Origin of the sequence: Pseudomonas sp. WS 5503, assembly GCF_012985385.1 — a bacterium.
Taxonomy (GTDB): domain Bacteria; phylum Pseudomonadota; class Gammaproteobacteria; order Pseudomonadales; family Pseudomonadaceae; genus Aquipseudomonas; species Aquipseudomonas paracarnis.
In genome coordinates this window covers 85,262-103,844 of record NZ_JAAQWI010000013.1, presented here as the reverse complement: position 1 = coordinate 103,844, position 18,583 = coordinate 85,262, and the positions used below count along the sequence as shown (strand labels likewise).

17 protein-coding genes are annotated in these 18,583 nt (G+C 60.3%); 6 read left to right on the top strand and 11 right to left on the bottom strand.

What is annotated here, in order from left to right; all coding sequences use genetic code 11:
- Positions 1-75 precede the first annotated feature (75 nt).
- On the top strand, positions 76-657 hold the full coding sequence (locus HBO10_RS27640; RefSeq protein ID WP_034128057.1) for a GspH/FimT family pseudopilin: 582 nt from the start codon (positions 76-78) through the stop codon (positions 655-657).
- Here HBO10_RS27640 and ispH read toward each other — a convergent pair.
- The 6 genes from ispH to murJ form a co-directional block, all read right to left on the bottom strand.
- Positions 611-1,558, bottom strand: a complete 948-nt coding sequence (ispH, locus tag HBO10_RS27635) for a 4-hydroxy-3-methylbut-2-enyl diphosphate reductase (protein WP_032893637.1) — start codon at positions 1,556-1,558, stop codon at positions 611-613. The genes HBO10_RS27640 and ispH overlap by 47 nt on opposite strands.
- Before the next feature lie 181 nt (positions 1,559-1,739).
- On the bottom strand, positions 1,740-2,177 hold the full coding sequence (locus tag HBO10_RS27630) for a peptidylprolyl isomerase (RefSeq protein ID WP_169855857.1): 438 nt from the start codon (positions 2,175-2,177) through the stop codon (positions 1,740-1,742).
- 7 nt (positions 2,178-2,184) lie between these two features.
- On the bottom strand, positions 2,185-2,697 hold the full coding sequence (gene lspA / locus HBO10_RS27625) for a signal peptidase II (protein ID WP_034128058.1): 513 nt from the start codon (positions 2,695-2,697) through the stop codon (positions 2,185-2,187).
- Positions 2,690-5,521 carry an isoleucine--tRNA ligase gene (ileS, locus tag HBO10_RS27620; protein ID WP_034128059.1) on the bottom strand — a complete coding sequence of 944 codons (2,832 nt, stop codon included), beginning with the start codon at positions 5,519-5,521 and terminating at the stop codon, positions 2,690-2,692. Before ileS ends, lspA begins: the two co-directional genes overlap by 8 nt.
- Positions 5,522-5,535: 14 nt before the next feature.
- Positions 5,536-6,474, bottom strand: a complete 939-nt coding sequence (gene ribF, locus HBO10_RS27615) for a bifunctional riboflavin kinase/FAD synthetase (protein WP_003188404.1) — start codon at positions 6,472-6,474, stop codon at positions 5,536-5,538.
- 119 nt (positions 6,475-6,593) lie between these two features.
- Complete coding sequence (gene murJ, locus HBO10_RS27610; protein ID WP_034128060.1) at positions 6,594-8,132, bottom strand: murein biosynthesis integral membrane protein MurJ; 1,539 nt, start codon at positions 8,130-8,132, stop codon at positions 6,594-6,596.
- 253 nt (positions 8,133-8,385) lie between these two features.
- Here murJ and rpsT point away from each other — a divergent pair, with 253 nt between their 5' ends.
- Entirely contained in the window at positions 8,386-8,664 is a 279-nt protein-coding gene (gene rpsT, locus HBO10_RS27605) for a 30S ribosomal protein S20 (RefSeq protein WP_003188401.1), read from the top strand.
- Between the two features lie 278 nt (positions 8,665-8,942).
- Here rpsT and HBO10_RS27600 read toward each other — a convergent pair whose 3' ends face one another.
- The gene (locus HBO10_RS27600) at positions 8,943-9,428 is read right to left on the bottom strand and encodes a peptidylprolyl isomerase (protein ID WP_003188398.1); all 486 of its coding nucleotides are present in this window, start codon (positions 9,426-9,428) and stop codon (positions 8,943-8,945) included.
- Between HBO10_RS27600 and HBO10_RS27595 the strand changes: the two genes are divergently transcribed.
- The 3 genes from HBO10_RS27595 (at position 9,397) to HBO10_RS27585 (ending at position 12,793) form a co-directional block, all read left to right on the top strand.
- Positions 9,397-9,714, top strand: coding sequence for a DUF3565 domain-containing protein (locus HBO10_RS27595; RefSeq protein WP_081095674.1), 318 nt, complete (start codon positions 9,397-9,399; stop codon positions 9,712-9,714). The genes HBO10_RS27600 and HBO10_RS27595 overlap by 32 nt on opposite strands.
- 79 nt (positions 9,715-9,793) lie before the next feature.
- The gene (pta, locus tag HBO10_RS27590) at positions 9,794-11,893 is read left to right on the top strand and encodes a phosphate acetyltransferase (protein WP_003188396.1); all 2,100 of its coding nucleotides are present in this window, start codon (positions 9,794-9,796) and stop codon (positions 11,891-11,893) included.
- A complete protein-coding gene (locus tag HBO10_RS27585; RefSeq protein ID WP_034128062.1) occupies positions 11,894-12,793 on the top strand; it encodes an acyltransferase in 900 nt (299 codons plus the stop codon).
- A 190-nt stretch (positions 12,794-12,983) separates the two neighbouring features.
- Here the strand turns inward: HBO10_RS27585 and cysN are convergent, their stop codons facing one another.
- The 4 genes from cysN to HBO10_RS27565 form a co-directional block, all read right to left on the bottom strand.
- Positions 12,984-14,882 carry a sulfate adenylyltransferase subunit CysN gene (cysN, locus tag HBO10_RS27580; protein ID WP_003188392.1) on the bottom strand — a complete coding sequence of 633 codons (1,899 nt, stop codon included), beginning with the start codon at positions 14,880-14,882 and terminating at the stop codon, positions 12,984-12,986.
- A gap of 53 nt (positions 14,883-14,935) precedes the next feature.
- On the bottom strand, positions 14,936-15,277 hold the full coding sequence (locus HBO10_RS27575; protein ID WP_034128063.1) for a four helix bundle protein: 342 nt from the start codon (positions 15,275-15,277) through the stop codon (positions 14,936-14,938).
- A 103-nt stretch (positions 15,278-15,380) separates the two neighbouring features.
- A complete protein-coding gene (gene cysD, locus HBO10_RS27570) occupies positions 15,381-16,298 on the bottom strand; it encodes a sulfate adenylyltransferase subunit CysD (RefSeq protein ID WP_003171640.1) in 918 nt (305 codons plus the stop codon).
- A gap of 253 nt (positions 16,299-16,551) precedes the next feature.
- Positions 16,552-17,310 carry a Nif3-like dinuclear metal center hexameric protein gene (locus HBO10_RS27565; protein ID WP_020302961.1) on the bottom strand — a complete coding sequence of 253 codons (759 nt, stop codon included), beginning with the start codon at positions 17,308-17,310 and terminating at the stop codon, positions 16,552-16,554.
- Positions 17,311-17,411: 101 nt separating this feature from the next.
- Between HBO10_RS27565 and algW the strand changes: the two genes are divergently transcribed.
- Positions 17,412-18,572, top strand: coding sequence for a Do family serine endopeptidase AlgW (gene algW / locus HBO10_RS27560; RefSeq protein ID WP_034128064.1), 1,161 nt, complete (start codon positions 17,412-17,414; stop codon positions 18,570-18,572).
- Positions 18,573-18,583 lie beyond the last annotated feature (11 nt).

Sequence of the window (18,583 nt, the reverse complement as noted above, 5' to 3'; positions counted from 1 at the left end):
TAAAGGCCATCATCCAGCGCCAACGACCAAGCGCTATACCTAGAAAACCTACTCGTGCCCAAGGAGGGAACGCACATGAAACAAGAAGGTTTCACCCTGATTGAGATGTTGCTGGGGCTGATCGTCACCAGTTTCCTCGCGCAACTGGCCGTACCCGGTTTCAAGGGTTTACATGAATCGCAGCAACGACAAAACGTGGCCCAAGCACTTGCCTCCGGGCTGCGCTACGCACGCACCGAGGCCATCGCGCGTAACCGGGCGGTGGTCATTCATGCAAAGGACGAGGACTGGAGCCTGGGATGGCGCGTGATACTGGATGTGAGTGGGCGCGGCCACCTGGATGACGACAATCCGGTATTGCTGGAGCGCGAGAGCAATGGGCGCGTGCCGGTCGCCGGTAATGGCCCGGTTACGAGCCAGGTGCGCTTCAGCGGCCTGGGGGAGCCAGTGTTCGCCGGCGGGGGATTTCGTGCCGGCACCGTGCATGTGTGTGGCAAGGACCAGGCACAGAGCCTGTATCAGATCGTGCTGGCCCCCAGCGGGCGCGTCAGCCTGCGCAGTGACAAGACCGAACAGGCCTTATGCCGAGGCTATTCCAGCACCCTGGCCGTCAGAGCAGCGAGCGGACCCGCAGTTCCTTGGGCATCGAGAACGTGATGTTTTCTTCACGACCCGCCAGCTCATCGGCGCCGGTAGCACCCCAGGCTTGCAACTGTTGGATCACACCGCGCACCAGCACTTCCGGAGCGGAGGCACCCGCCGTGATGCCGATACGCTCAACGCCATCGAACCAGCTGCGCTGCATGTCTTCGGCACCGTCGATCAAGTACGCCGGCGTGGCCATGCGTTCGGCCAGCTCACGCAAGCGGTTGGAGTTGGAACTGTTAGGGCTGCCGACCACCAGCACAACATCACACTCATTCGCCAGTTGCTTGACCGCATCCTGGCGGTTTTGCGTGGCGTAGCAGATGTCATCCTTGCGTGGGCCGCCAATGGCCGGGAAACGCGTGCGCAGGGCATCGATGACGCGGCTGGTATCGTCCATGGACAAGGTGGTCTGGGTAACGAAAGCCAGGCGGTCGGGATTGTGCACCTGCAAGTTGGCGACGTCTTTTTCGTCTTCAACCAGGTAGATGGCGCCGCCGTTGCTGGCGTCGTACTGGCCCATGGTGCCTTCGACTTCCGGGTGACCGGCATGGCCGATCAGGATGCATTCGCGACCGTCGCGGCTATAACGCGCCACTTCGATGTGCACCTTGGTTACCAGCGGGCAGGTGGCATCGAACACTTTTAGGCCACGGCCGGCCGCTTCGGTACGTACGGCCTGGGACACGCCATGGGCACTGAAGATGACGATAACGTCGTCGGGTACCTGGTCGAGTTCTTCGACAAAGATCGCACCGCGTGCGCGCAGGTCTTCGACCACGAACTTGTTATGCACGACTTCGTGGCGCACATAAATCGGCGGCCCGAAGACTTCCAAGGCGCGGTTGACGATTTCGATCGCCCGGTCCACGCCAGCGCAGAAGCCACGGGGGTTGGCGAGTTTGATTTGCATGCTGTGCCTCGTGCCTTGCAGGCCAAGAAATTGGATCAACTCAGCTCTATAGAATAAGCGTCTGTGTGAGCGGGCTTGCCCGCGATGCAAACGTCTCGATGTATCAGGTACACCGAGGTGATGCTATCGCAGGCAAGCCAGCTCCCACACAAGCCAGCCCCACAGGAACCGGTTTCGTCAGTTAGAGCGCTTTAACGTCGATGATTTCAACATCAAACGTCAAGGTTTTACCGGCCAACGGATGGTTGAAGTCGATGGTCACTTGCGCATCATCGAAGGCTTTAACCACACCGGGCAATTCGGTATTTGCCGCATCATTGAAGATCACCAGCAAGCCTTCCGACAGGTCCATACCCTCGAACTGCGAACGCGGGATGATCTGCACGTTTTGCGGGTTGGGTTGGCCGAAGGCGTTTTCCGGCAGGATCTGCAGGTTGCGCTTGTCGCCCGCCTTGAACCCGAACAATGCCGCTTCAAAACCAGGCAGCAGGTTACCGTCACCAACCTTGAAGGTCGCCGGGGCTTTGTCGAAGGTGCTGTCTACCGTGTCGCCATTCTCCAGGCGCAATGCGAAATGCAAAGTGACTTCCGTGTTCTGGCCGATGCGTTGCTCAGCCAATACCTGATCAGTCATTGACGGTTTCTCCGGTTTTCTTGCTCTTGAACATATCCAGCGCCAGCATGATTGCACCAACGGTGATGGCGCTGTCGGCAAAGTTGAACGCAGGGAAGTAGTGGCGGTTCTGCCAGTGCACCAGGATGAAGTCGATCACATGGCCCAGGGCGATGCGGTCATACAGGTTACCCAGCGCGCCGCCCAACACCAGGGCCAGCGCGATAGCCAGCCAGGTGTCGTCGCGACCCAGGCGCTTTAGCCACACCACCAGCACGGCACTGACCACAAGGGCGATCACCGCGAACAGCCAGCGCTGCCAGCCGCCGCCGTCAGCGAGGAAGCTGAAGGCGGCGCCAGTGTTGTAGGCCAGGGTCCAGCTGAAGTAATCCGGAATCACCACGATTTGCTGGAACATTTCCAGGGAGCCCTCGAAGTGAGCCTTGCTGACCTGGTCAATAACCAGCACCAGCAGGCTCAGTACGAGCCAGCCCAGACGTCCGAAACGACTGGCTGCATTAGGCATAGTGGCGAACCTCGCCTTCACCGCTGATGTTATCGACACAACGACCGCAGATTTCCGGGTGCTCAGGGTTCACACCGACATCTTCACGGCAGTGCCAGCAACGGGCGCATTTAGGGAAGGCCGATTTCACCACCTTGAGCTTCAGGCCCGGTACCTCGGTGACCACGGCATCTGCCGGGGCCTGGGCGAAAGGTGCCAGGCTCGCGGTGGAGGTGATCAGTACGAAGCGCAGTTCGTTGCTCAGCTTGGCCAGGTCAGCAGTCAGGCCATCCTCGGCAAACAGGGTGACTTCGGCTTGCAGGTTGCCACCCACGGCCTTGGCCGCACGCTGGACTTCCAGTTCCTTGTTCACCGCAACCTTGACGGCCATGACGCCCGCCCAGTACTCGCGGCCCAGTTCGAAGTCGGCCGGCAGTTCGGTCAAGCCTTCGTACCAGGTGTTGAGCATGACGGACTCGTTACGCTCGCCCGGCAGGTATTCCCACAGTTCGTCGGCGGTGAACGCCAGGATCGGTGCGATCCAGCGCACCAGCGCTTCGCTGATGTGGTACAGCGCGGTCTGCGCCGAACGGCGAGCTTTGCTGTTGGCGCCGGTGGTGTACTGGCGGTCCTTGATGATGTCGAGGTAGAAACCGCCCAGCTCCTGCACGCAGAAGTTGTGGATCTTGGAGTAGACATTCCAGAAGCGGTATTCGCCGTAGTGCTCTTGCAACTCACGCTGCAGCAACAGGGTACGGTCCACGGCCCAACGGTCCAGCGCGAGCATGTCTTCGGCCGGCAGCAGGTCGGTGGCCGGGTTGAAACCGGTCAGGTTCGACAGCATGAAGCGCGCGGTATTGCGGATACGACGATAGGCGTCGGCGCTGCGTTGCAGGATCTGCTCCGAAACAGCCATCTCACCCGAATAGTCAGTCGAGGCCACCCACAGACGCATGATGTCGGCGCCCAGGGTGTCATTGACCTTTTGCGGCGCAATCACGTTGCCCAGGGATTTGGACATCTTGCGGCCGTTCTCGTCGACGGTGAAACCGTGGGTCAGCAGTTCGCGGTACGGTGCGTGGTCGTCGATGGCGCAACCGGTCAGCAGCGACGAGTGGAACCAGCCACGGTGTTGGTCCGAACCTTCCAGGTACAGGTCGGCGCGCGGGCCGGCCTCGTGACCCATCGGATGCGAGCCACGCAGCACGTGCCAGTGAGTGGTGCCCGAATCGAACCACACGTCGAGGGTGTCGCTGATCTTGTCGTACAGCGGCGCTTCATCGCCCAACAGCTCGGCGGCGTCCAGCTTGAACCAGGCTTCGATACCTTCCTGCTCAACGCGCTGGGCCACAAGCTCCATCAGTTCGACGGTGCGAGGATGCAGCTCGCCGCTTTCCTTGTTCAGGAAAAACGGAATCGGCACGCCCCAGTTACGTTGGCGGGAGATGCACCAGTCCGGACGATTGGCGATCATCGAATGCAGGCGCGCCTGGCCCCAGGCCGGAACGAACGTGGTGTCTTCGATGGCCTTGATCGCGCGGTTACGCAGGGTATCGCCGCTGGTCGGCTCTTTGTCCATACCGATAAACCACTGCGCAGTGGCGCGGTAGATCAGCGGGGTCTTGTGGCGCCAGCAGTGCATGTAGCTGTGCTTGATGGTTTCGGTGTGCAACAGCGCGCCGACTTCCGAGAGCTTGTCGATGATCGGCTGGTTGGCCTTGAAGATGAACTGGCCGCCGAAGAACTCCAGGGACGGCGCGTACACGCCATTGCTTTGCACTGGATTCAGAATGTCGTCGTTGACCATGCCATAGGCTTTGCAGGTCACGAAGTCGTCTACGCCATAGGCGGGCGCAGAGTGAACGATGCCAGTGCCGGCGCCCAGCTCCACGTAGTCCGCCAGGTACACCGGCGACAGACGGTCATAGAACGGGTGACGGAAGTTGATCAGCTCCAGCGCGGAACCCGTGGTGGTAGCGATCACCGAACCTTGCAGCTCGTAACGCGCCAGGCACGACTCGACCATTTCCTCGGCCAGCACCAGCAGGCGATCACCAACGTCCACCAGGGCGTAGGTGAATTCCGGGTGCACGTTCAGCGCCTGGTTGGCCGGGATGGTCCATGGGGTGGTGGTCCAGATCACGATGGCCGCTGGCTTGCTCAGGCTTGCCAGGCCAAAGGCCTCGGCCAGCTTGGCGTCGTCGGCGATCGGGAAGGCCACGTCGATGGTCGAGGACTTCTTGTCTTCGTACTCCACTTCCGCTTCGGCCAGGGCCGAACCGCAGTCGAAGCACCAGTTCACGGGCTTGAGGCCCTTGAACACGAAACCGCCTTTGACGATTTCGGCCAAGGCGCGGATTTCACCGGCCTCGTTCTTGAAGTTCATGGTCTTGTAGGGGTTGTCCCACTCGCCGAGCACACCCAGGCGGATGAATTCAGACTTCTGCCCTTCGATCTGCTCGGCGGCGTAGGCACGGCACAGTTCGCGGGTCTTGTCCGCGCCCAGGTTCTTGCCGTAAGTCACTTCGACTTTGTGCTCGATCGGCAGGCCGTGGCAGTCCCAACCCGGGACATACGGCGCGTCGAAGCCCGACAGGGTCTTGGAGCGCAGGATCATGTCCTTGAGAATCTTGTTCAGCGCGTGACCGATGTGAATCGTGCCGTTGGCATAAGGAGGGCCGTCGTGCAGGACGAACTTCGGACGATCCTTGCCAATTTCGCGCAACTTTCCGTACAGGCCAATACTGTCCCAGCGCTGCAGGATCTGCGGTTCGCGCTGTGGCAGGCCGGCCTTCATTGGGAAGGCGGTGTCCGGAAGGTTTAGCGTGGCTTTATAGTCGGTCATTTAAGGCTCTTCGGTTAGCGATGGGCGCTAGGTGCGGCTAGTGCACGGGCGGCGGCGACATCCGCATTGATCGCCGTTTTCAACGCCTCCAGGGAGGCGAAACGCTGCTCTTCACGCAGCTTCTGGTGGAAAACCACCGTCAAACGCCGGTCGTATAAATCACCGGCAAAATCCAAAAGGTGAACTTCCAGGTGGGCCTTGCCATCACCTGCAACCGTGGGTCTGACGCCTATATTGGCGACTCCCGGCCACGATTGGCCATCGATGTCGACGCTTACCAAGTAAACCCCGGTCAGCGGCACACGACGGCGCTTGAGTTGCACGTTGGCGGTTGGCGTGCCCAATTGGCGCGCCAGCTTCTGGCCGTGCAATACCCGTCCGGCAATGCGGAACGGGCGGCCGAGCAAACGCTCGGCCAGGTCGAAGTCGGCGGCGGCCAGGGCGTTACGCACCTGGGTGCTGCTCACGCGCAGGCCGTCCAGTTCGACGGTTTGCGCGGCTTCGACAGTGAAACCCTGATTCACACCGGCATGTTGCAGGAAATCGAAATCCCCGACCCGGTCACAACCGAAATGGAAGTCGTCGCCGACCTCCAGGTGCTGCACACCCAAGCCGTCCACCAGGATGCGGTCGACGAACTCGGCGGCGCTGAGGCTGCGCAAACGCTGGTTGAATGCCAGGCAGAGGACACGGTCCACGCCCTCCTCCGCCAACAGCTGCAACTTGTCCCGCAAGCGCGCCAAGCGTGCCGGCGCCGTTTCCGGAGTAAAGAACTCCCGCGGTTGTGGCTCAAAAATCACCACGCAGCTGGGCACGCCCAACTCGACCGCACGCTCGCGCAGCCGAGCCAGGATAGCCTGGTGGCCACGGTGAACACCGTCAAAGTTGCCAATAGTGGCGACGCAGCCCCGATGCTCGGGGCGCAGGTTGTGGAGACCTCGAACCAGCTGCATAACGCGCTTCTTGCTCATAAAGTGGTCGATTATAACCACACCCAGCCCCGGACGACAGGCAACAGCGCAGGCCAAATGGATCGAATCGATAAAACAACCGTTTTATCGCGGCAAACTCTCTATCCCAACGACTTGCGATTGAAATCACGCAGGCGGAAACCCTGCAACAGCAACATCCCGAAGTACACCACCACGCCCGCCACTACCAATGCGCCCAGGCGCATGAAGCGCTCCAGCATATCGCCATCACCCCAGGCCGGCATCACCTGCATCAGCCCCACCAGCACCGCGGACATTGCGGCCACCGCCACAAGCAACTTGAGCGTGAACATTCCCCAACCCGGCTGCGGCTGGTACATCTGCTGCTTGCGCAGCTGATAAAACAACAGGCCGGCATTGATACAGGCACCGGCACTGATCGCCAGCGCCAGCCCGGCATGGGCCAACGGACCGATAAACAGCAGGTTGAGCAACTGTGTGACGATCAGCGTGAAAATCGCGATCTTCACCGGCGTGCGGATGTTTTGCTGTGCGTAGAAGCCCGGCGCCAGCACCTTGATCACGATAATACCGAGCAGGCCGACAGAGTAGGCAACCAGCGCGTGCTGAGTCATCAAGGCGTCATGTGCATCGAATTGCCCGTATTGAAACAGCGAGACCGTCAGCGGTTCGGCGAGGATTCCCAAGGCCAGCGCGCATGGCAACACCAATAGAAAGCACAGACGCAGGCCCCAATCGAGAATGCGCGAATACTCCTGACGATCCTTGCTGGCATAGGTGCGCGCCAGGGTCGGCAGCAGGATCGTGCCCAATGCCACGCCAAGCACACCGGATGGCAACTCCATCAGACGGTCGGCGTAATACATCCACGATACCGACCCGGACACCAGCAACGAGGCAAACGCGGTGTTGATGATCAGCGAAATCTGACTGACCGACACCCCGAGGATCGCCGGCAGCATATTGCGCATCACGCGCCAGACGCCGGTGTCCTTGAGGTTCAGGCGCGGCAGTACGAGCATGCCGATTTTTTTCAGGTGCGGCAGTTGGTACAACAACTGCGCCAGGCCGCCGGCCAGCACCGCCCAACCCAGGGCCATGACCGGAGGGTCGAAATACGGCGTGAGGAACAGCGCAAAAATAATCATGCTGACGTTCAGCAAGGTCGGCACAAAGGCCGGTACCGAGAAACGATTCCAGGTATTGAGGATCGCCCCGGCGAGCGAAGACAGGGAAATCAGCAATATATAAGGAAAGGTCACCCGCAGCAGATCAGTGGTCAGCGCGAACTTTTCCGGCGTGTTGGCAAAACCCGGCGCCGTGGCCCAGATCACCCAGGGCGCGGCGAGCATCCCGACGATGGTTACCAGCATCAGCACCAGCGTCAGCAAACCCGAGACGTAGGCGATGAACGTACGAGTCGCCTCCTCGCCATGCTGGGTCTTGTATTCGGCCAGAATCGGCACGAACGCCTGGGAAAACGCGCCTTCGGCAAAGATCCGCCGCAACAGGTTGGGCAGTTTAAAGGCAATAAAGAACGCATCCGTGGCCATGCTGGCGCCAAAGATGCGGGCCAGCAGGGTGTCGCGCACGAACCCCAATACCCGGGAAATCATCGTGATAGAGCTGACGGCAGCCAACGATTTGAGCAGATTCATTGAAAGAGTTTGCGCCTATAGATAAAGAGCAGGCGAACTACGCGCCCACTTATGCGATACTGCGCGCCTGCAACAGCACAGAGCCAAAGCTCGCGAGTTTACAGGTCAAGCGCCGGAAATAAATCACCCGCCTCTTCAGATCGACCACTCAGCAGTTCGCATCAGCCGCCCTTGACAACCCGTCAAGTCATCGGCATGATTCGCGGCCTATTTTGTTTGCTATTTCCTAAAAAGTCTTTCGAGGAGCTCGACGGTGGCCAACACACCTTCCGCCAAAAAACGTGCAAAACAGGCTGAGAAGCGTCGCAGCCACAACGCCAGCCTGCGTTCCATGGTTCGCACCTACATCAAGAATGTAGTCAAAGCCATCGACACCAAAGACGCTGAAAAAGCTCAAGCAGCTTACGTTCTGGCTGTGCCTGTTATCGACCGTATGGCCGATAAAGGCATCATCCACAAGAACAAGGCCGCTCGCCATAAGAGCCGCCTGAATGGCCACATCAAGGCTCTGAGCGTTCCTGCTGCAGCCTAAGTGGTAACAACTGCAACGCCGCCCAGGCTGTGTAACAGTTAAGAAATGCCCCGTACCGAAAGGTCCGGGGCATTTTTGTTTGCCCCTGAAAACTGTAGGAGCGAGCTTGCTCGCGAGATCGTTAACGATGACGCGGGAAGCCTGGCGCCCGGCGGGGCTCTCAGGTTTTTCGCGAGCAAGCTCGCTCCTACAGAAAGTTGACCGGGAATATTCTCAAGGCAAAAAAAACGCCCCGAACCAGTCGGGGCGTTTTTGCTACCACCTGATCAAAACATCAATCAATGGTGATGACCGCCTTCACCGTGGACGTGGCCGTGAGCCACTTCTTCCTGGGAAGCGTCGCGGATGGCCACGATCTTCACTTGGAAGTTCAGGCGCTGGCCAGCCAGAGGGTGGTTGCCGTCAACGGTAACGTCGTCGCCGTCCAGGTCGCGGATGGTGACGATCTGCATTTGGCCGTCCGGCGCGGAAGCGTGGAACTGCATGCCCACTTCCAGCTCATCGACACCTTCGAACATGCTGCGGCTCAAGGTGCTGACCAGTTCGGCGGAGTATTCGCCGTAGGCATCTTCAGGTTCTACGGCGACAGTCAGTTCGTCACCGACGTTCTTGCCTTCCAGAGCCTTTTCCAGGCCTGGGATGATGTTACCTGCGCCTTGCAGGTAAACCAGCGGCGCGCCGCCGGCGGAGCTGTCGATGACCTCACCAGCGTCGTTGGTCAGGGTATAGTCGATGGAGACAGCCTTGTTAGCGGCGATCGTCATGGGGCGAGACCTTTTGCATAAGAATGAAGAACGGACAAGTCTAAACAAGGATTTGCCCGAAAGCGAACGGAACCCGGACGGACGGGGCCGATCAACGGTCACGATCACAGGTTTTCATCAGGACGACGATGGGCACTGGGTGGCCGAGCTGTCCTGCGGCCACACCCAGCATCTGCGCCACCAGCCGCCATGGCAGTCGCGCGCCTGGGTCCTCGAACCCGCTCAACGCCTTGAAAAAATAGGCCAGGCCTTTACGTGCGGCTGGTGTGCGCAAGGGCACGAATAACGATAACCTTGGCGCCTGATTCGCGGTAGGCACTCACCCATAGAGCGCCACCCAAGCCATGCACCTCCAGAGAATTCGCATGCAGACTTTTTTTATCGCGCCCACCGATTTTGGTGTGGGTCTGACCTCCATCAGCCTTGGGCTGGTGCGCACCCTGGAACGGGCTGGCCTGAAAGTCGGCTTTTTCAAACCCATTGCCCAGCCACACCCTGGCGATACCGGGCCGGAACGCTCTACCGAGCTGGTGGCGCGCACCCACGGCCTGAAACCGCCGCAGCCCCTGGGCCTGGCTCACGTAGAGCGCATGCTCGGCGACGGCCAGCTCGATGAGTTGCTCGAAGAGATCATCACCCTTTACCAACAGGCAGCCGTAGGCAAAGACGTGCTGATCGTCGAAGGGATGGTGCCGACCCGCAGCGCCAGCTACGCGGCACGGGTCAACCTGCACCTGGCCAAGAGCCTGGACGCGGAAGTGATCCTGGTCTCGGCGCCGGAAAATGAAGTGCTCACCGAGCTTTCCGGCCGTGTGGAATTGCAGGCCCAACTGTTTGGCGGCCCCAAAGACCCGAAAGTGCTGGGCGTAATTCTCAACAAGGTACGCACCGACGAAAGCATGGAAGCCTTCTCGGCGCGCCTCAAAGAGCATTCGCCGCTGTTGCGCAGCGGTGATTTCCGGCTGCTCGGCTGCATCCCCTACCAACCCGAGCTGAATGCCCCGCGCACCCGCGACGTGGCCGACCTGATGGGCGCGCAGATCCTCAACGCCGGCGACTACGAAAGCCGGCGCATGACCAAGATCATCATTTGCGCGCGCACCATGCGTAACACCGTCGAGCTGCTCAAGCCCGGTGTGTTGGTAGTGACCCCCGGAGATCGCGACGACATCATCCTCGCCGTCAGCCTGGCCGCCATCAATGGCGTGCCGCTGGCCGGGCTGCTGCTGACCAGCGACACCCTGCCCGACCCACGCATCATGGATCTGTGCCGAGGCGCCTTCCAGGCCGGGTTGCCGGTGTTGTCGGTGAGCACCGGCTCCTATGACACCGCCAACCAGCTCAATAGCCTCAACAAGGAAATCCCTATCGATGACCGCGAGCGTGCGGAAATCATCACCGACTTCGTCGCCAGCCACCTCGATGCGCGCTGGCTGCACCAGCGCTGCGGCACGCCAAGGGAGATGCGCCTGTCGCCGGCAGTGTTCCGTTACCAGTTGATCCAACGCGCCCAGGCCGCCAACAAACGCATCGTGTTGCCCGAAGGTAGCGAGCCGCTGACCGTACAGGCCGCCGCGATCTGCCAGGCCCGCGGCATTGCCCGTTGCGTGCTGTTGGCCAAGCCTGCGGATGTGGAGGCAGTCGCCCGCGCCCAAGGTATCGACCTGCCCGAAGGCCTGGAGATTCTCGACCCCGACCTGATTCGCCAACGCTACGTGGAGCCAATGGTCGCCTTGCGCAAGAGCAAAAGCCTCAACGCGCCCATGGCCGAGCAGCAACTGGAAGACACCGTGGTGATCGCCACCATGATGCTCGCCCTCGACGAAGTGGATGGCCTGGTCTCCGGCGTGATTCACTCCACCGCCAACACCATTCGCCCGGCGCTGCAGCTGATCAAGACCGCGCCGGGCTGCACCCTGGTGTCGTCGGTGTTCTTCATGCTGTTCCCCGAGCAGGTGCTGGTGTACGGCGACTGCGTGATGAACCCGCACCCAAGCGCTGCGGAACTGGCGGAAATCGCCCTGCAAAGCGCCGACTCGGCAGCCGCGTTCGGCATCACGCCACGGGTGGCGATGATCAGCTACTCCAGCGGTGACTCGGCCAGCGGCGAGGAGGTGGAAAAAGTCCGCGAAGCCACCCTGCTCGCCCACGAACAACAAAGTTCGTTGCTGATCGACGGCCCGTTGCAATACGACGCCGCCGCCAACGAAAACGTCGCCCGACAACTGGCGCCCAACAGCCAGGTGGCGGGCAAGGCCACCGTCTTTGTATTCCCGGACCTGAACACCGGCAACACCACCCACAAAGCCGTACAACGCAGCGCCGATTGCGTGAGCCTGGGGCCGATGCTTCAGGGCCTGCGCAAACCGGTCAATGACCTGCCACGTGGCGCCCAGGTGGACGACATCGTGTACACCATCGCCCTGACGGCGATCCAAGCCGCCAACCGACCCATGGATATCTAAATGCTGGATTTTCTACCTGCCGCCGTGCGCGGGGTGATCGCTTCGCTGTTGCTGGCGCTGAACACGATCCTGCTGTGTTCGTTCCTGTTTATCGTGGCGCTGTTCAAGGCGCTGCCGTTCGCCAAGCGCCTGAGCGAATGGCTGATGAACCACACCCACGAAGCCTGGGTTACCAACAACAAGGGCTGGATGAACCTGGTGCGCCGTACGCGCTGGCACCTGACTGGCCTTGAGGGCCTGGACTACCAACACTCGTACCTGGTGACCAGCAACCATCAGAGCTGGGTCGACATCATGGTGTTGCAGTACGTGCTCAATCGGCGCATTCGCCCCCTGAAGTTCTTCCTCAAGCAAGAGCTGATCTGGGTCCCGGTGATTGGCCTGGCGTGGTGGGCACTGGGCTTTCCCTTCATGAAGCGCTACAGCAAGGCATATTTGGAGAAGCACCCGGAGAAGAAAGGCAAAGACCTGGAAACCACGCGCAAGACCTGTGCGAAGTTTCGCGACAACCCCGTGGGGATTTTCAACTTTGCTGAAGGCACACGCTTTACGCCGAGCAAGCATGCGCAGCAGCAGTCACCGTTTCGCTACCTGCTTAAACCCAAGGCGGGCGGCATTGCGTTTGTGCTGGATGCCATGGGCGAGCAGCTCAAATCACTGATCAATGTGACCATCCACTACCCCGGCGGGCGCCCAGGTTATTGGGACTTGCTGTGCGGCAACGTGAAGGACGTGGTGGTGCACTTTGAAGAGGTGCAGATCCCGGCCGAGTTCATCGGCAAGAATTATGAGCAGGATGGGGAATATCGGTTAGCGTTCCAGGGCTGGATCAACCAGTTGTGGCAAGACAAGGATGCATTGCTGGAGCAGCTTCACAAAGACTTTCCGGCCAGCCGCTGATCACATGTGGAAGCAAGTTAATGTGGGAGCTGGCTTGCCTGCGATAGCGGTGGATCAGCTAAGGATAAATAAACTGACAGTCCGCCATCGCAGGCAAGCCAGCTCCCACAGTGATCGAGTTCACATTTGAGAATATGTAAAAAGCCCGCCACCGAGTGATCGATGGCGGGCTTTTTAATGGCCGCGAGGTTTAGATCGCGCCGCGCTGACGCAACAGCTCCAGCACTTGCTTGACGCTGTCTTCCAGCGACAACGCCTGGGTGTCGATCACAAGGTCGGCATTCAACGGCACGTCATACGGGAAGGATTCGCCAGGGATGTTATCCCCACCGGCCGCGTACAAACCTTGCGGGTCACGCTCGGCGCACACCAACGGCGATGCCTGCACGTAGACGGTCAGCAGTCGGTCCGCACCAATCAGCGCCTTGGCCTGTTCACGGCCTTCGGCATCCGGCGCAACGAAAGCCGCCAGGGTCAGCAGGCCGGCTTCGTTGAACTGACGCGCCACATGAGCCGCACGACGCCAGTTCTCGGTACGCCCGGCACGGTCCTGCGGCAACCCTTTGTTCAGGTCGTGACGCAGGTTCTGGCCGTCCAGCACGAACACCGCCCGGCCCATGTCGAACAGCTTGCGCTCGACCGCATAGGCCAGAGTGCTCTTGCCAGCGCCCGACAAGCCGCTGAACAACACCGTGGCCGGCTGCTGGCCGAAACGCAGGGCGCGCTCTTCGGTGGCCACATGCGCCAGGCTGCCGTGCTGCGCAGCGCCGCCATGACCCACCGGTGGCGCGATGATCATGCCCGCGGCCACCGTGCCGTTGGTCAAGCGGTCGATCACTATGAACGCGCCAGTGGTGCGGTTGCTGTCGTAACCGTCCAGGGCGATGGCGGCGTCCAGGCTGACCTTGACCCGGCCAATCTCGTTGAGCTGCAGCGAACTCGCCGGGCCTTCGGCCAGGGTGTTTACGTCCACGCGGTGCACGATGCTGGTGATGGAACCCGGCACGTAGCTGGTGGCGCGCTTGATGTCGTATTTCTTGCCCGGCAGCATCGGTTCTTCGGCCATCCACACCAGCATGGCGTCGAAGGCGTCGGTCACTTGCGGCACGTTGTCGGCATGCACCAACAGGTCGCCACGGGAGATGTCGATCTCGTCTTCCATGGTCAAGGTCACGGCCTGGCCTGGGCCTGCGTGTTCCAGCTCACCTTCAAAGGTGACGATGGATTTGACGCGGCTGCTCTTGCCCGACGGCAATACCACCACTTCGTCGCCCTTGTGCACGATGCCACTCGCCAGGGTGCCGGCAAACCCACGGAAGTTCAGGTTCGGGCGGTTGACGTACTGCACCGGGAAACGCAGGTCGGTGTAGTTGCGATCATTGGCGATCTCGACAGTCTCCAAGATCTCCATCAGCGACTGCCCGGTGTACCAGGGCGAACGCTCGCTCTTGTTCACCACGTTGTCGCCCTTGAGCGCCGACATCGGCACGAAGGCCAGGGTGCTCGGCTTGAATGCGATACCTTCGGCGAACTTCAGGTAATCGGCCTTGATCGACTCGAATACGCTTTGGTCAAAGCCGTTGATGTCCATCTTGTTGATGGCTACCACGATGTGTTTGATACCCAGCAACGAGGCGATATAGCTGTGGCGACGGGTCTGGGTCTGCACGCCATAGCGGGCGTCGATCAGGATGATCGCCAGGTCACAGGTGGACGCACCAGTGGCCATGTTGCGGGTGTACTGCTCATGGCCGGGTGTGTCGGCGATGATGAATTTGCGCTTGGCGGTGGAGAAATAGCGGTAGGCAACATCAATAGTGATGCCCTGCTCACGCTCGGCCTGCAAGCCATCGACCAGCAACGCCAGGTCGATATCGTCACCGGTGGTGCCGGACTTTTTCGAGTCGCGGGTAATGGCTTCCAGGTGATCCTCGTAGATCATCTTGGAGTCGTGCAGCAGGCGCCCGATCAGGGTGCTCTTGCCGTCGTCGACGTTGCCGCAGGTCAGGAAGCGCAACATCTCTTTGCGCTCGTGCTGGCCCAGGTAGGCGAGGATGTCCTCGCTGATCAAATCAGATTGATGGCTCATTGTGTTTAAGCTCCGAGCTGTAAGCTTCAAGCGGCAAGCTTGTCGGCGTACAGCTAGTCAGAAATTTTGTTGATCAGGCCGCAGAGCATTTTTGAGAGCTCGCGAGTTTCTGTAATCCAGTTATCAGCCAGCGGCTGGGCGATGTAGGCAATGTCACTACCGATGAGAATCTGCGTACGCAACTCTCCACAAGAAGCCTTCGCAATCCAAAGAAAACGGATCTTTTCTTTGGCACTGCAACGCTCCATGCCTTCAGCAATGTTGGAGGGCACTGAAAGCGCTGAGCGGGTAATCTGGTCCTTGAAACCCAGATCCCGGCACTGCGCAAACTCTCGATAGATTCCCACCGCTAAACACTTGCTTCTTTGCCAAACAACCAACTTCTCGAAATCCATTACGAGTCACTCAACGCGGCTCGCAACAACCGGCTGCAAGCACCAAGCTACAAAATTACGCATACCGCTCTTAACTTGCAGCTTGCCGCTTGTAACTCGAAGCTTAGAAGTACCCCTGCCGTTTTTTATCTTCCATCGAGCCTGCACCATCGTGGTCGATGACACGGCCCTGGCGTTCGGAAGTTCGCGTCAGGAGCATTTCCTGAATGATGTCCGTCAGCGTCTCGGCTTCGGACTCCACCGCGCCCGTCAACGGGTAGCAGCCAAGGGTGCGGAAACGTACTTTCTTTTTGACGATGCGGGCTTTGTCTTCGTCGGACAGGTGCTCAAGGATGCGGTCGTCGTCGATCATGATCAACGTGCCGTTCTTCTCGATCACGTCGCGCTCGGCGGCGAAGTACAGCGGCACGATCGGGATGCCTTCCAGGTAGATGTACTGCCAGATGTCCAGCTCGGTCCAGTTGGACAGCGGGAACACGCGGATCGACTCGCCCTTGTTGACGTTGCCGTTGTAGACGTTCCACAGCTCCGGGCGTTGGTTCTTCGGGTCCCAACGGTGCTTGCTGTCGCGGAACGAGTACACGCGCTCTTTGGCACGGGATTTCTCTTCATCGCGACGGGCGCCGCCGAATGCTGCGTCGAAACCATGCTTGTCCAGCGCCTGCTTGAGGCCCTCGGTCTTCATGATATCGGTGTGCTTGGCACTGCCGTGGGTGAACGGGTTGATGTTCTGCGCCACGCCATCGGGGTTGATGTGGGTAATCAGGTCCAGGCCCAGCTCCTCGACCATCTTGTCGCGGAACTTGTACATCTCCTGGAATTTCCAGCGAGTGTCGACGTGCATCACCGGAAATGGCAGTTTGCCCGGGAAGAAGGCCTTGCGTGCCAGGTGCAGCATCACGGCGGAGTCTTTACCGATCGAGTAGAGCATCACCGGGTTATCGAACTCGGCGGCGACCTCGCGGATGATGTGGATGCTTTCCGCCTCCAGCTGTTTCAGATGCGTCAGTTTGTCGACCATGGTTACTCACGGAAAAACGATCTTATGGACGGCCAGCGGGCCGTGTTCGAGCGAGGCATGCTAGCACAGCAACTTCTTCTATTTAGGGCGCCAGCTAGACCGAAACGATATATGAATATGCCGCCCAGTTTGGGCTTCAACACTGTAAGTGTGGGAGCTGGCTTGCCTGCGATGGCCTCACCTCGGTGAGCCTGAATGGCTGCGGTGCCTGTATCGCAGGCAAGCCAGCTCCCACAGTGTTCAATGCTGTGCTTTAGATCGGATTGGGGCAGTCGATGAACAGATGCTCCAGGGCAAAGCGCCGCGCCAGGTAGTCGCCCAAGGCCTGCACGCCGTAGCGTTCGGTGGCGTGATGGCCGGCGGCGATGAAGCTGATGTCGTTTTCCCGGGCGCTGTGGAAGGTCTGTTCGGACGCTTCACCGCTCAGGTACAAATCGACACCCGCGGCAATCGCCTGGTCGATGTAGCCCTGGCCGCCACCGGTACACCAGCCGACGCGGCGAATCATTTCGCTGCCTTCGATCAGCAGCGGTTCGCGGCCCATCACGTCCTGCACGCGACGGGCGAAGTCACGAGGTGACAAGGGCTCGGCCAGGGAGCCGACCAGGCCGACGATTTTTGGGTTGCCCGGGTCCAGCGGGCCTTCGACGGTGATGTCCAGGTGGCGAGCCAGTTGCACGTTGTTGCCGACATCGGCGTGCAGGTCCAAGGGCAAGTGGTAGGCCAGCAGGCTGATGTCATGCTTGAGCAGGGTTTTGAGACGGCGCTGCTTCATGCCGGTGATGCACGGGTTTTCGCCCTTCCAGAAGTAACCGTGGTGCACCAGCACCAGGTCGGCCTTGGCTTCGACGGCGGCGTCCAGCAGGGCTTGGCTGGCGGTCACGCCGCTGACGATGCGCATCACTTGGGGCCGGCCCTCGACCTGCAGGCCATTGGGGCAGTAATCGGCAATTTTGGCGCTGCCGAGGTAGCGGTCGGCTTCCTCGACGAGGGTAGTAAGGGGCACGGCCATAAAAGACTCCTAAATATCCCGTTCGCAGGCGTCACAGCCTCGTATAATGCGCGACATTATGGGCGCTCTCCCGCCCCCTGCAACCTGTCAGGACTTACTTGATGCTCAAGGCACTGCGTTTTTTTGGATGGCCATTGTTGGCTGGCGTGCTGATCGCGATGCTGATTATCCAGCGTTATCCCCAGTGGGTGGGCCTGCCCACACTGGATGTGAACCTGCAACAGGCGCCGCAGACCAACACAGTGGTCCAGGGCCCGGTCACCTATGCCGACGCGGTCACCATCGCGGCCCCTGCGGTGGTCAACCTGTACACCACCAAGGTCATCAACAAGCCCGCGCATCCGTTGTTTGAAGACCCGCAATTTCGCCGCTACTTCGGTGACAACGGCCCCAAGCAGCGCCGCATGGAATCCAGCCTCGGCTCCGGCGTGATCATGAGCCCCGAGGGCTACATCCTCACCAACAACCATGTGACCACGGGCGCCGACCAGATCGTGGTGGCCCTGCGTGACGGCCGCGAAACCCTGGCCCGCGTGGTGGGCAGCGACCCGGAAACTGATCTTGCGGTACTCAAAATTGATCTGAAGAACCTGCCGGCCATCACCCTCGGCCGCTCCGACGGTTTGCGCGTGGGCGATGTAGCGCTGGCCATCGGCAACCCGTTCGGGGTGGGGCAAACGGTGACCATGGGCATCATCAGCGCCACCGGGCGTAACCAGTTGGGCCTTAACAGCTACGAAGATTTCATCCAGACCGACGCCGCGATCAACCCCGGCAACTCGGGCGGTGCGCTGGTGGACGCCAATGGCAACCTGACGGGCATCAACACCGCGATTTTTTCCAAGTCCGGCGGCTCACAGGGCATTGGGTTTGCGATCCCGGTGAAGCTGGCGATGGAAGTGATGAAGTCGATCATCGAGCACGGCCAGGTGATTCGCGGCTGGCTGGGCATTGAGGTACAGCCCTTGACCAAGGAACTGGCCGAGTCATTTGGCCTGACCGGGCGTCCAGGCATCGTGGTAGCGGGGATCTTCCGCGACGGCCCGGCGCAGAAAGCCGGCCTGCAACTGGGCGATGTGATCCTCAGCATCGACGGCGCCCCGGCGGGTGATGGCCGCAAGTCGATGAACCAGGTGGCGCGGATCAAGCCGACCGACAAGGTGGCGATCCTGGTGATGCGCAACGGCAAGGAGATCAAACTGTCGGCGGAAATAGGCCTGCGCCCACCACCGGCGACCGCACCATTGAAAGAAGAGCAATAACCGTCGCGATC

Excerpts from the sequence above, each read along its gene's own strand:
- HBO10_RS27575 (WP_034128063.1), bottom strand. The coding sequence starts at position 15,277 with ATGGATTTCGAGAAGTTGGTTGTTTGGCAAAGAAGCAAGTGTTTAGCG.
- cysN (WP_003188392.1), bottom strand. The coding sequence starts at position 14,882 with ATGAGCCATCAATCTGATTTGATCAGCGAGGACATCCTCGCCTACCTG.
- cysD (WP_003171640.1), bottom strand. The coding sequence starts at position 16,298 with ATGGTCGACAAACTGACGCATCTGAAACAGCTGGAGGCGGAAAGCATC.
- HBO10_RS27640 (WP_034128057.1), top strand. The coding sequence starts at position 76 with ATGAAACAAGAAGGTTTCACCCTGATTGAGATGTTGCTGGGGCTGATC.
- HBO10_RS27595 (WP_081095674.1), top strand. The coding sequence starts at position 9,397 with ATGGAGACAGCCTTGTTAGCGGCGATCGTCATGGGGCGAGACCTTTTG.
- HBO10_RS27600 (WP_003188398.1), bottom strand. The coding sequence starts at position 9,428 with ATGACGATCGCCGCTAACAAGGCTGTCTCCATCGACTATACCCTGACC.
- algW (WP_034128064.1), top strand. The coding sequence starts at position 17,412 with ATGCTCAAGGCACTGCGTTTTTTTGGATGGCCATTGTTGGCTGGCGTG.
- ileS (WP_034128059.1), bottom strand. The coding sequence starts at position 5,521 with ATGACCGACTATAAAGCCACGCTAAACCTTCCGGACACCGCCTTCCCA.
- HBO10_RS27565 (WP_020302961.1), bottom strand. The coding sequence starts at position 17,310 with ATGGCCGTGCCCCTTACTACCCTCGTCGAGGAAGCCGACCGCTACCTC.
- ispH (WP_032893637.1), bottom strand. The coding sequence starts at position 1,558 with ATGCAAATCAAACTCGCCAACCCCCGTGGCTTCTGCGCTGGCGTGGAC.
- ribF (WP_003188404.1), bottom strand. The coding sequence starts at position 6,474 with ATGCAGCTGGTTCGAGGTCTCCACAACCTGCGCCCCGAGCATCGGGGC.
- murJ (WP_034128060.1), bottom strand. The coding sequence starts at position 8,132 with ATGAATCTGCTCAAATCGTTGGCTGCCGTCAGCTCTATCACGATGATT.
- HBO10_RS27585 (WP_034128062.1), top strand. The coding sequence starts at position 11,894 with ATGCTGGATTTTCTACCTGCCGCCGTGCGCGGGGTGATCGCTTCGCTG.
- lspA (WP_034128058.1), bottom strand. The coding sequence starts at position 2,697 with ATGCCTAATGCAGCCAGTCGTTTCGGACGTCTGGGCTGGCTCGTACTG.
- pta (WP_003188396.1), top strand. The coding sequence starts at position 9,794 with ATGCAGACTTTTTTTATCGCGCCCACCGATTTTGGTGTGGGTCTGACC.